The following is a 12,266-nucleotide window of genomic DNA, read 5'->3' as shown; positions in this document are numbered from 1 at the left end:
GGGGCGTCCGCCGCTGTTCTCCCTCCGTACCCCGCATCCGCGCCCGCGAGTCGAGCCGTCGATGCGCCCCTCACACCGATCCCCTCACGACCGGAGAACACCTGTGACCGAGCGCAGCACCCTTCCCGCCGCGCGGCCCGCCGCACCCGCCGCCGCCACGACCCTCGAGCCGCGCAGCCGCCTGGTCATCAGCCTCCTGCTGGTGTCGGCGTTCGTCGTGATCCTCAACGAGACGATCATGAGCGTGGCGCTGCCCGACCTCATGCGCGACTTCGACGTCGAGGCGCACGTGGGCCAGTGGCTCTCGACCGCCTTCATGCTCACGATGGCCGTCGTCATCCCGATCACGGGCTACCTGATCCAGCGGCTGCACACCCGCACGCTCTTCGCCGCCGCGATGATCCTCTTCAGCCTCGGCACGCTCACCGCCGCGCTCGCCCCGACCTTCGCGGTCCTCCTGGCGGCCCGCGTGGTGCAGGCCGGCGGCACGGCCATCATGATGCCGCTGCTGATGACGACCGTGATGACGCTGGTGCCCCCGGCGATCCGCGGCCGGATGATGGGCAACATCTCGATCGTCATCTCGGTGGCTCCGGCCGTCGGACCGACGATCTCGGGCGTCATCCTCAACTTCCTCGGCTGGCGCTGGATGTTCTGGATCGTGCTGCCGATCGCGATCGGCGCGCTGCTCCTGGGCCTGCGCAAGGTCGAGAACGTCACCGAGCCCCGCTCCATCCCGATCGACTCGCTCTCGGTCGTCCTCTCGGTCTTCGGCTTCGGCGGCCTCGTCTACGGCCTGTCGAGCCTCGGCGAGGGCGGAGCCGCGGTCGTCGCGCCGTGGATCCCGTTCGTCGTCGCGGGTCTCGGCCTCGCGGGCTTCATCGCGCGCCAGCTGCTGCTGCAGCGCACCGACCGGGCCCTGCTGGACCTCCGGACCTTCTCCTCCGCGAACTTCACCATCGTCATCGCGATGATGGCGGTCAGCATGTCGGCGCTCTTCGGCACGCTGATCCTGCTGCCCCTCTACACGCAGAACGTGCTGGGCCTCACTCCGCTGGAGACCGGGCTGCTCCTGCTCCCCGGCGGCCTGCTGATGGGCCTGCTCGCGCCGTTCGTCGGCCGCGGCTACGACCGCTTCGGCCCGCGCGTGCTGCTCGTGCCCGGCTCGATCGTCGTCGCCGGCGCACTGTGGGGGTACACCCTGCTCGCGGCGGACTCGTCGCCCTGGTTCGTCCTCTCGCTGCACGTCACCCTCAGCCTGGGCCTCGCCTTCGTCTTCACGCCGCTGTTCACCGCCGGCCTCGGCTCGGTGCGCCCCTCGCTCTACTCCCACGGCAGCGCCATCATCGGCACCGTGCAGCAGCTGGGCGGCGCGGCCGGCACGGCGCTGTTCGTCACCGTCCTCTCGATCCGGTCGGCGGAGCTCGCGCAGGGCAGCGCCGACGAGGTCGCCTCCTACGCCGGCGGCATCCACTCCGCGTTCCTGTGGGGCGCGTCGATCGCGACGGTCGCGATCGTGGCCGCGTTCTTCGTCCGCCGCCCGGCGGAGTCGGACGCGCCGCTCCCGATGGCGCACTGAGCCGGGCGGGCCGACCCCGCCTGTTCACCTCCGCGTCACCCCGCCTCCCTACGGTGTCGCCCCGGCCGCCGCGCTCCCGATCGCGCGGCCGGGACGGAGACGAGACGTGACCGAGACGGCCGGCCCCCAGGACGTGCTCGACGCCGGAGCAGCCACCCCTCCTCCTCGCACGCTGGTCGACGTCCTCCGCGACACCGCGGAGCGCCACCCGGACGCCTCCGCGCTGGAGGACCCGGCCGGAGCGCTCAGCTACCGGGAGCTGCTGGCCCGCACGGTGCAGCTCGCGGGCGAGCTCACCACCGCAGGGGTCCGACGCGGCGACCGCGTCGGGATCCGCATGCCCAGCGGCTCCCGCGAGCTCTACCTCGCGATCCTGGCCGTCCTCGCCGCGGGAGCCGCGTACGTCCCGGTGGACGCGGACGACCCCGAGGAGCGGGCGCGCCTCGTCTTCGGCGAGGCCGCCGTCCGCGGCGTGATCACCGGCTCCGGCCGCTTCGAGCGCACCGGCGCCGACGAGCCGGCCGCGCGCCTGTTCACCGCGAGCGCGCCGCACCCGAGCACGGCGTCGATCCCGCTGCTGCAGCCGCCCTCGCTCGAGGACGACGCCTGGATCATCTTCACCTCCGGCTCCACCGGAACCCCCAAGGGAGTGGCGGTCAGCCACCGCTCCGCCGCCGCCTTCGTCGACGCCGAGGCGCGCCTGTTCCTCCAGGCGGAGCCGCTCGGCCCCGGGGACCGGGTGCTGGCCGGTCTCTCGGTCGCGTTCGACGCGTCCTGCGAGGAGATGTGGCTCGCCTGGCGGCACGGCGCCTGCCTCGTCCCCGCTCCCCGCTCGCTGGTCCGCAGCGGCATGGACCTCGGCCCCTGGCTGACCACGCACGGCATCACCGTGGTCTCGACCGTGCCGACCCTCGCGGCGCTCTGGCCCGCGGAGTCGCTCGAGAACGTCCGCCTGCTGATCTTCGGTGGCGAGGCGTGCCCGCCGGAGCTCGGCGAGCGCCTGGCCGTCGAGGGTCGCGAGGTCTGGAACACCTACGGGCCGACCGAGGCCACCGTCGTCGCCTGCGCCGCGCCCCTCGGCGGGCCTCCCCCGGTGCGCATCGGGCTGCCGCTGGACGGCTGGCGGCTCGCCGTCGTGGACGCGGACGGGCAGCGGGTCGGCGAGGGCGAGGTCGGCGAGCTGGTCATCGGCGGGGTCGGGCTCGCGCGCTACCTCGACCCGGTCAAGGACGCCGAGAAGTACGCGCCGGCACCGCTCCTGGGCTGGGAGCGGGCCTACCGCTCCGGCGACCTGGTGCGCTTCGAGAGCGCCGGCCTCGTCTTCCAGGGGCGCGCGGACGACCAGGTGAAGCTCGGCGGTCGGCGGATCGAGCTCGGCGAGGTCGAGGCGGCGCTGCAGGCGCTCCCCGGAGTCTCGGGGGCGGCGGCCGCGGTCCGCACCACGGCGGCCGGCAACCAGGTCCTCGTCGGCTACCTGGCCCTCGCCGGCGGCCGGGAGCTCGACCGCGACGCGGCGCTCGCCCGCCTGCGTGAGGAGCTGCCCGCATCCCTCGTGCCGCTGCTGGCCGTGGTCGAGGAGCTGCCGACCCGCGTCTCCGGCAAGGTCGACCGCGCCGCACTCCCCTGGCCGCTCGCCGTGGGCACGACCGAGGACGCCTCCCTCGACCCCGAGGAGGCGTGGCTCGCCGCCCTCTGGCGCGACGTGCTCGGCGTGCCGGTCGACGAGCGGGCGAACTTCTTCGACCTCGGCGGCGGCTCCCTCGCCGCCGCCCAGCTGGTCGCGCGGATCCGCGAGCGCGACCCCGAGTTCACGGTCGCCGACGTCTACGCCCACCCGCGTCTCGCGGCGATGGCCGCCGAGATCCAGAGCCGCTCGACCGGCACTGCGGAGGTGTCCGCTCACCGCATCGCGCCGGTCCCCCTCAGGATGCGCGTGCTGCAGACCCTCCTCGGCGCACCGCTGCTCGTGCTCGGCAGCGCCCGCTGGGTCACTGCGATCCTCACCGTCACCGCGGTGCTCGACCTGGTGCCGGGGTTCGGCTGGCTGCCCACCGCTCCGCTCGCCGCGCTGATCCCCGCGTTCGCGCTCTTCCTCACGCCGTTCGGGCGGATGGGGCTCACCGTCCTCGCCGCGCGCACCCTGCTGCGCGGGATCCGAGCCGGAGACCACCCGCGCGGCGGGAGCGTGCACCTCCGGCTCTGGCTGGCCGAGCAGATCGCGTTCCAGCTCAAGGCCGTGAGCCTCGCGGGCGCGCCCTGGGTCGCCTATTACGCCCGCGCGCTCGGCGCCCGCATCGCCGACGACGTCGACCTGCACTCCCTCCCTCCGCTGACCGGGATGCTCACGCTCGGGCGCGGCGCCGCGATCGAGCCGGAGGTCGACCTCTCCGGCTACTGGATCGACGGCGACGTCCTGCGCGTCGGCGCCGTCCGGGTCGGCGCGGGCAGCACGGTGGGCGCGCGCAGCACGCTCCTCCCCGGCGCCCGGATCGGCAAGCACGCGCAGATCGAGCCGGGATCGGCCGTCTTCGGGCGGGTGCCGGCCGGGCAGCGCTGGGGAGGATCCCCCGCCCAGCGGCTCGGCAGGGCGAACGCCGGGTTCCCCTCGGAGCGCCCGGCGCGCCGCCCGGGCTGGGTCTGGGCGTACGGAGCGTCCGCGGTCGGCCTCGCAGCGGTCCCGGTCCTCGCCCTCGCGGCCGGGCTCGCCGTCGTGGCCGCCGCCGTGCGCGGCTCGGCCGGCCTCGGCGCCGCGCTCGGGCCCGCTCTCGCCGCCCTCGTGCCCGCCGTCGCCGTCTCCGGAGTCGTCCTCGCCGCCCTCGTCGTCGTCCTGGTGCGCCTGCTCGGCCGGGGCGTCGAGCCGGGCACCCACCCCGTGCGCGGTCGGATCGGCTGGCAGGTCTGGTCGACGGAGCGGCTGCTCGACTCCGCGCGGGTCCTGCTCTTCCCGCTCTACTCGGGCCTGTTCACCCCGGTCTGGCTGCGGCTCCTCGGCGCGAAGGTCGGACGCGACGTCGAGGCCTCGACGGTGCTGCTCCTGCCCGCGATGACGACCATCCGCGACGGCGCGTTCCTCGCCGACGACACGCTCGTCGCCTCCTACGCGCTCGGCGGCGGCTGGATGCGGCTCGCCCGCGCCGAGATCGGCGAGCGCGCGTTCCTCGGCAACTCCGGCATGGCGGCTCCCGGTCACACCGTGCCCGCCGGCGGACTCGTCGCCGTCCTCTCCTCCGCGCCCCGGAAGTCGAAGGCGGGCTCGTCGTGGCTGGGCTCACCGCCCGTGCGGCTGCGGCGCACCGTCGTCGAGGCGGAGTCGGCGCGCACCTTCCGCCCGGCCCGCCGACTCCGCGCGGCCCGCATCGCGTGGGAGCTCGGCCGCTTCGTCCCGGTGGTCGTCTCGGTCGCGATCGGCCTCGGCGTGGTCGCCGGACTGCTCGCGCTGATCCAGACGCTCGGGGCGGTGCTCGCCGCGCTCGTGGGAGGCGTCGTGCTGCTGGCCGCCGGGGCGGTCGCCGCGGCCGTCTCCACCGCCGCGAAGTGGATCCTGATCCAGCGGGTCGAGCCGAGCGAGCAGCCGCTGTGGTCCTCGTTCGTCTGGCGGAGCGAGCTGGCCGACGCCTTCACCGAGATGGTCGCCGCGCCCTGGTTCGCCCACGCCGCCGCGGGCACTCCGGCGCTGGTCTGGTGGCTGCGGAGCCTCGGCGCTCGGATCGGACGCGGCGTCTGGTGCGAGAGCTACTGGCTCCCCGAGGCCGATCTGATCTCGCTCGGCGACGGAGCGACCGTGAACCGGGGCTGCGTCGTGCAGACGCACCTGTTCCATGATCGAATCATGAGCATGGATCTCGTGAGCCTCGACGCCGGCGCCACCCTGGGCCCGCACAGCGTGATCCTCCCCGCCGCGCGGATCGCCGAGCACGGCACGGTCGGCCCGGCCTCGCTCGTGATGCGGGGGGAGCTCGTGCCCGCGGGCAGCCGCTGGAGCGGCAACCCGATCGGCCCGTGGCGCGAGGTGCGCGTCGCCGACTACCACGCGCCCGTCGCGTGAGCCCCGCGCTGACCGGGCTCGAGACCGCCGGCGACCCCTACGTCCCCGGCATCGGGAACACCGGCTACCGCGTCGAGTCCTACGACCTCGACCTCGACTACCGCGTCGCCTCGAACCGCCTGGCCGGCCGGGCCGTGCTGCGGATCGTCGCGCTGCAGCCGCTCCGGCGGTTCTCCCTCGACCTCTCCCGGCTCCGCGTGGCCCGCGTCCGGATCGACGGACGCCGCGCCCGCCACGAGCAGGCGCCGCACAAGCTGCGGGTGTCCCCCGCCGAGCCGCTGGCCGCTGGCGAGAGCGTCGACGTCGAGATCGAGTACAGCGGCCACCCCGCCCCCCGCGCCACCCACTGGGGCGAGCTCGGCTGGGAGGAGCTGGAGGACGGGGTGCTCGTCGCCTCGCAGCCCTCCGGCTCCTCCACCTGGTTCCCCTGCAACGACGACGTCGCCGAGAAGGCTCCGTACCGCCTGCGCGTCACCGCCGAGGAGGGCTACGCCGTGCTCGCGAACGGGGTGCTCATCGACTCGAGCGCCCGCTCCGGCCGCCGCACCTGGCTCTACGAGCAGCGCGAGCCCAGCGCCGCGTACCTCGCCTCGGTGCAGATCGGCCGCTACGCGATCGAGGAGTGCGTGCTCGCCGGCGTCGCGGTGACCCTCGCCCGCCCCGCCGCCCTGGCCGCTCGGGTCGCGCACGACTTCGCTCCGCTCGAGCGCATGCTCGCCCTGTTCACGCGGCTGTTCGGGCCCTACCCCTTCGCCCGCTACTGCGTCGTCGTCACGGCGGACGAGCTGGAGATCCCGCTCGAGGCGCAGGCGATGGCGGTGTTCGGCGCCAACCACGCCGACGGCCGCGGCGGCTCGGAGCGCCTCATCGCGCACGAGCTCGCGCACCAGTGGTTCGGCAACAGCGTGGGCATCGCCCGGTGGCGCCACATCTGGCTCAACGAGGGGTTCGCCTGCTACGCGGAGTGGCTGTGGTCGGAGGAGTCGGGCCGCGCCACCGCCGACGCCTGCGCCCGCCGCCACCACGCGGTGCTGCGGGATGCGGCGCAGGATCTCGTGCTCGCCGATCCGGGGCCGGTCGCGCTCTTCGACGACCGCGTCTACAAGCGCGGCGCGCTCACCCTGCACGCGCTGCGGCTCACCGTCGGCGACGAGCCCTTCCTCCGGCTGCTGCGGGAGTGGACGTCCCGCTACGCCTCCGCCGCCGTCACCGACGAGGAGTTCCGCGAGCTCTGCACCGAGGTCCTCGGCGAGGGCGTGGACGACCTGCTCGACGCCTGGCTCCTCGACGAGGAGCTGCCGCCGCTACCGTCCGGGCGCTGACACCAGCGAGTCCGCGAGCGCGTCGCCGTGCTCGCGCCGCCAGCCGATGATGGGCCCGGCGCCCGCGTCCCCCATCGGCCCGAGGGCGACGCTGACCCGCAGCGCGGGGTCCAGCTGCGGCTCGGCCAGCCGGAAGCGGACGCCGTCGATCCGCGCCTCCGCCGCGTGGTGCGACTCGTGCACGTGCACCCGGCGCGGGTCGAGCTCGAGCCCGCGGCCGTCCGCCTTCAGTGCGGCCTCGATCCGGGTCCAGTGCAGGACGGGGTCGGCGGGGCGCATCCCGCCCGTGGCGAAGGGCGCCCCGGCGATGCGCGTGATCCGCTCCCCGCGCTCGGGCGTGCCCAGCGTCGGCTCCACATCGACGCCGACCGCACCGGCGCTGCTCGCCGCGACCACGACGGCGCCCGCGCAGTGCGCGATGCTCACCGACAGCAGCTCGAGCGCGATCCCGCGTCCCTCCAGCCGCGGCCGGCCGTGCGCGCCCCCGCAGCGCGGGCAGCACGCGACGACCCGGACCTCCGACGCGCGCGTCCCCGTGAGCTCGGCCGCGAGCATCCGCAGGAGCACCCGCCCGAAGACGAATCGCTCGGCCGCCGACGCGGCGACCGTGCCGGCGTAGCGCTCGCGCTCCTCGTCGCTCAACAGCGGCAGCAGCCGCTCGGCGTCCAGCGTCTGCTCGTCGAGCGCCAGCCAGCGCAGGTGCACCCCCGGCAGCTCCGCGCCGATCCCCGACTCCCCCATGTCCGTCCCCCCTGTCAGCTCGTCGCGGCGTGCTCGCCGCGCTCGTACACGTCCGCGGCCGATCCGACGATCAGCGGGTCCGGACCCAGCGGGCCCACGACCTCCTCGTCGCGTCCGTCGTAGTCGTAGAGGCTCAGGACGTAGCGCATGGCCTCGAGCCGGGCGCGCTTCTTGTCGTTGCTCTTCACGATGGTCCAGGGAGCGTCGGCGGTGTCGGTCGCCGCCATCATCGCCTCCTTGGCCGCGGTGTAGTCGCCCCACTTGTCGAGCGAGGCGAGGTCCATCGGCGAGAGCTTCCACTGGCGCACGGGGTCGATCATGCGGATCGTGAACCGGGTGCGCTGCTCCTCCGCCGAGACCGAGAACCACAGCTTCACCAGGTCGATGCCGTCGCCGACGAGCATCCGCTCGAACAGCGGCGTCTGGCGGATGAACTCGTCGTACTGCGCCGGCGTGCAGAAGCCCATCACGCGCTCCACGCCGGCCCGGTTGTACCAGGAGCGGTCGAAGAGGACGATCTCGCCGGCGGCCGGCAGGTGCGAGACGTAGCGCTGGAAGTACCACTGACCGGCCTCGCGCTCGGTCGGCTTCTCGAGCGCGACCACGCGGGCTCCGCGCGGGTTGAGGTGCTCGGTGAAGCGCTTGATGGTGCCGCCCTTGCCCGCGGCGTCGCGCCCCTCGAACACGACCACGAGTCGGCGCCCGTGCTTCTTGATCCAGTTCTGCAGCTTCAGCAGTTCGATCTGGAGGAGGCGCTTGCCTGCCTCGTACTCCTCGCGCGACATCCGCTCGTCGTAGGGGTAGCCCTCGCGCCAGGTGTCGATCTGCGTGCCGTCGCGGCGCAGGAGCACCGGATCGTCGTCGTCCTCGTCCAGCACGACGAGGTCCCGCGCGTCGGCGGGCGTGAGCGTGCGGAGCAGCTCGGGAGTGGGACGGAGGGCGTCATCGGCGGTGTCGGGCACGGAGGGACGCTAGTGCGCCCGTGCGACGCTCCGGTGAACGGCGGGTATCCCCGCGTCTGCGGGGAGGACGGTCGGACGGGCTGCCGCGCCGATCGCGGTCCCGGCCGCCGGATGCGCAGGCTGATCACGGCGGCTGTACGCAGCCGAGCCTGCAGTGCTCGATCCGGGGCGCTCCCGCGAGGATCGACCGGCTCCGCCTCGTCTCGGGACGGCGTCAGCCGGTGAACGCCGCAGGAGGCAGGTCGGTCTCGCCGCCCTCGACCGCGTCGAGCAGCCGGTCGACCACGTCCTGCGGCGCCAGACCCGCGCCGAAGCGGGGCGCGACTCCCGCGAGAGGGTGCCGGGACAGCTCGGTCTCGGTGTGGCCGGGGCGCGCGTCGAGCAGGAGGACGCCCGCCCGCTTGTACTCACGGGCCGAGGCCTTCACGAAGGAGTGCAGTGCCGCCTTCGAGGCGGAGTACGCGGCGAGTCCCGCGGTCGGAGCCTCCGCCACCACGCCGCTGATGGTCAGCGCGAACGGCTCGCGCCCCTCGCCCGCCGACGCGACGAGCGACGGCAGCGCGGCGGTCAGCACCCGGATCGGCGCCAGCGCGTTCACCTCGACGAGCTCCTCCAGAACGGCCGGATCGAGCTCGGCGGAGGGCCCGAAGGCCACGACGCCCGCGGCCACGACGACGCCGTCGAGGCGCCCGTGCCGCTCGAGCACCTCGGCGACGACGCGCCGGGGCTCGTCCTCCCCGCGCAGGTCGGCGACCAGGGGTGCCTCGCCGAGCGCCGCGGAGTCGCGCCCCGAGCGCACCGCGACGGCACCGCGCGCCTCCAGCGAATCGGCCAGGAGGCGGCCGAGGCCGCCCGAGGCTCCGAGGACGAGGACGACGGCACCGTCGAGACGAGTCATGTGGCGAGCCTAGACGGGTGCGCTGTCGCGGATCGGCACTACCGTCCGAGCGACCGGGCCCCTACCGTGAGGCCCATGACACGACTGCAGAGCCGTGCCGTGCTGCACCGCCTGCTCGAGGTCCTCGAGGATCCCGCCCCCGTCACCATCGGCCACGCGCGTCACGTCCGGATGCTCGTCCGCGAGGCTCTGGAGTGGATCGCCGGCCCTCGGGCGCACGAGTCCGGTGCGTGGAGCGGCCCCGCTTCGGGAGAGCCCGCGGCCGCGCTCGCCCCCCAGGATCCCGCCGCCACGGACCCGGGTCTCTGACGCTCCCGCCCTCCTCGTAGACTCGTTCGCCGGAGGAACGGGGGGGGGTCGATGGACGAGGGTGCGCCGGCGGGCTGGTACCGCGACGAGGCCGATGCGGCCGAGATGCGCTGGTGGGACGGCAGGCGGTTCACCGGGGCGCGCCGCTCCGCGCAGGACAGTGCCGCGGTGGTGCGGGACGCACCCGTCACCCCCGTCACGGAGCGCGTCGTCTACCGCCTCCCGAACGCCGACGGCGCCCCGAGCGTCGACGCCCTCGCCGAGGCCGAGCGGATCGAGGAGATCGCCGATCTGATCGGCCGCACGCTCGAGCAGGGCGAGATCAACGAGCGGACCCTCGAGGTCGACCTGATCCCCGAGCCCGACCACCCCACCGGCCTCGACGCCGTCTCGGTCCGGGTCGGCGGCCGCGTCCTCGGCTACCTGCCGAACGCCTCCGCCCACCGGGCCGCTCTCGACCGGGTCGTGGCGAGCGGAGCCGTCCCGGTCACGACCGCGCGCCTCCGGGTCGAGCGCGGCGAGGAGGGCCTGCGGGCCGTCCTCCGCGTCGCCCTCGTCGCCCCCGAGCTGCTCGTGCCGCTCAACGAGCCGCCCGTCGAGCGCCACTCGATCCTCCCCTGGTCGCGGGGCCTGCCGGTCCTGCGCGAGGACGAGCACTTCGCCCGCCTCTCGACGGTCGTTCCGGCGAGCGGCCGCGGCCTGCTGCTGGTGACCCTGCACCCGGCGGGCGACCTCGTCGAGCTCCGTCTCGACGGCGAGCGGGTGGGCGAGCTCTCCCCGACCCTCTCGGCGGATTTCACCCCGACCCTCCGCCACCTCGCGAGCCTCGGTCTCACCGCCGCCGCCTACGCCTCCCTCCGCGGATCCCCGCTGAAGGTCGAGCTCACACTGCAGGCCGCGAAGGCCGCGGAGCTGCCCGCCGAGTGGGTCGACGGCCGTCCGGTCACTCTCCCCCGACTCCTCCCGCCGGCCCGGACCTACACCGTCCCGCCCGCGTACACGCCGCCGCTGCGTCCCACTCCCCGCAGCTCGGGGGCGGTCTCCCGTTCGGTCCGCCGGACCGTCGCCTGGGTGGTCGTCGGCGTCTGCACCCTCGTCGGGCTGTCGAGCTGGCTGATCGGGGACGTGCTGAACTGACGGGGCGGGGCGGACGTCCGGGGATGTGACCGGCCTCGTGTCGGACTCCCGGGGTCGGCGATCCCGCACCTCCGCGCAGAAGCGCCCGGCTCGCGGATCCGGGGATCCGAGCGAACCGGGCGCCTCGAGCCGAGCGCGGCCGTCCTACACGTTGAAGCGGAACTCCACGACGTCGCCGTCCTGCATGACGTAGTCCTTGCCCTCGATGCGGGCCTTGCCCTTCGCGCGAGCCTCGGCGATCGAGCCGGTCTCGACGAGGTCGTCGAACGAGATGATCTCGGCCTTGATGAAGCCCTTCTGGAAGTCGGTGTGGATGACACCGGCGGCCTGGGGCGCGGTCCAGCCCTTCCCGATGGTCCAGGCGCGCGTCTCCTTCGGGCCGGCCGTGAGGTACGTCTGGAGGCCCAGGGTGTCGAAGCCGATGGTCGCGAGCTGGTTGAGGCCCGACTCCGTCTGGCCGGTCGACTCGAGCATCTCGGCGGCGTCGGCCTCGTCGAGGTCGATCAGCTCGGACTCGATCTTCGCGTCGAGGAAGATCGCCTTCGCCGGCGCGACCAGGGCCGCGAGCTCGGCCTTCCGGGCGTCGTCGGTCAGCACGGCCTCGTCGACGTTGAAGACGTAGATGAAGGGCTTGGCGGTCAGCAGGCCGAGCTCGCGGATCGGCTCCAGGTCGATCGAGGAGGCCGACAGCGGCTTGCCCTGGTCGAGGAACTCGCGCGCCTTCTTCGCGGTCTCGACCACGATCGGCTCGATCTTCCTCCCCTTGAGCTCCTTCTCGTAGCGGGCCTCGGCCTTCTCGAGGGTCTGGAGATCGGCGAGGACCAGCTCGGTGTTGATCGTCTCCATGTCGCTGGCGGCGTCGACCTTGCCGTCGACGTGGACGACGTCTGAGTCCTCGAAGCCGCGGATGACCTGCGCGATCGCGTCGGCCTCGCGGATGTTCGCGAGGAACTTGTTGCCCAGGCCCTCGCCCTCGGACGCGCCGCGCACGATGCCGGCGATGTCGACGAAGGAGACGGGCGCCGGGAGGATGCGCTCGGAGCCGAAGATCCCGGCGAGCACCTCGAGGCGGGAGTCGGGCAGGTTCACCACACCCACGTTCGGCTCGATCGTCGCGAACGGGTAGTTCGCCGCGAGCACCGTGTTCTTGGTCAGTGCGTTGAAGAGCGTCGACTTGCCGACGTTGGGGAGACCGACGATTGCGATAGTGAGAGCCACGGGCATCCATCCTACGGCGTGGCGGCGGAAGGGCCGGGCGCCTCCCGTTTCTCTC

At 74.1% G+C, this 12,266-nt stretch carries 9 protein-coding genes; 5 read left to right on the top strand and 4 right to left on the bottom strand.

Going from position 1 to position 12,266, the window contains the following annotated elements; all coding sequences use genetic code 11:
* The first annotated feature begins 61 nt into the window (after positions 1-61).
* The 3 genes from C5C99_RS07320 to C5C99_RS07310 all read left to right on the top strand — a co-directional run bounded on the left by C5C99_RS07320 (position 62) and on the right by C5C99_RS07310 (position 6,946).
* On the top strand, positions 62-1,579 hold the full coding sequence (locus C5C99_RS07320; protein ID WP_104317626.1) for a DHA2 family efflux MFS transporter permease subunit: 1,518 nt from the start codon (positions 62-64) through the stop codon (positions 1,577-1,579).
* A 106-nt stretch (positions 1,580-1,685) separates the two neighbouring features.
* Positions 1,686-5,624 carry a Pls/PosA family non-ribosomal peptide synthetase gene (locus tag C5C99_RS07315; protein WP_258063658.1) on the top strand — a complete coding sequence of 1,313 codons (3,939 nt, stop codon included), beginning with the start codon at positions 1,686-1,688 and terminating at the stop codon, positions 5,622-5,624.
* The gene (locus tag C5C99_RS07310) at positions 5,621-6,946 is read left to right on the top strand and encodes a M1 family metallopeptidase (protein ID WP_258063657.1); all 1,326 of its coding nucleotides are present in this window, start codon (positions 5,621-5,623) and stop codon (positions 6,944-6,946) included. Before C5C99_RS07315 ends, C5C99_RS07310 begins: the two co-directional genes overlap by 4 nt.
* Here C5C99_RS07310 and C5C99_RS07305 read toward each other — a convergent pair.
* The 3 genes from C5C99_RS07305 to C5C99_RS07295 all read right to left on the bottom strand — a co-directional run bounded on the left by C5C99_RS07305 (position 6,929) and on the right by C5C99_RS07295 (position 9,547).
* Entirely contained in the window at positions 6,929-7,687 is a 759-nt protein-coding gene (locus C5C99_RS07305; RefSeq protein WP_104222962.1) for a 4'-phosphopantetheinyl transferase superfamily protein, read from the bottom strand. The two genes, C5C99_RS07310 and C5C99_RS07305, sit on opposite strands and share 18 nt — an antisense overlap.
* A 14-nt stretch (positions 7,688-7,701) precedes the next feature.
* Complete coding sequence (gene ppk2 / locus C5C99_RS07300) at positions 7,702-8,562, bottom strand: polyphosphate kinase 2 (RefSeq protein WP_244229668.1); 861 nt, start codon at positions 8,560-8,562, stop codon at positions 7,702-7,704.
* 301 nt (positions 8,563-8,863) lie between these two features.
* Positions 8,864-9,547 (bottom strand): SDR family oxidoreductase, encoded by a 684-nt coding sequence (locus tag C5C99_RS07295; RefSeq protein WP_104291548.1) that lies wholly within the window; start codon positions 9,545-9,547, stop codon positions 8,864-8,866.
* A 75-nt stretch (positions 9,548-9,622) separates the two neighbouring features.
* Here C5C99_RS07295 and C5C99_RS07290 point away from each other — a divergent pair, with 75 nt between their 5' ends.
* Positions 9,623-9,856: a hypothetical protein gene (locus tag C5C99_RS07290; RefSeq protein WP_146078402.1), complete on the top strand. Its 234-nt coding sequence runs from the start codon at positions 9,623-9,625 to the stop codon at positions 9,854-9,856.
* Positions 9,857-9,907: 51 nt separating this feature from the next.
* On the top strand, positions 9,908-10,993 hold the full coding sequence (locus C5C99_RS07285; protein ID WP_104339854.1) for a DUF2510 domain-containing protein: 1,086 nt from the start codon (positions 9,908-9,910) through the stop codon (positions 10,991-10,993).
* 144 nt (positions 10,994-11,137) lie between these two features.
* On the opposite strand, the gene ychF is transcribed toward C5C99_RS07285, so the two are convergent.
* Positions 11,138-12,211 (bottom strand): redox-regulated ATPase YchF, encoded by a 1,074-nt coding sequence (gene ychF, locus C5C99_RS07280; protein WP_104222958.1) that lies wholly within the window; start codon positions 12,209-12,211, stop codon positions 11,138-11,140.
* Positions 12,212-12,266 lie beyond the last annotated feature (55 nt).

This window comes from Rathayibacter sp. AY1C4 (genome assembly GCF_002932195.1).
Lineage (GTDB): Bacteria > Actinomycetota > Actinomycetes > Actinomycetales > Microbacteriaceae > Rathayibacter.
This window is presented reverse-complemented; position numbering and strand designations above follow the sequence as displayed.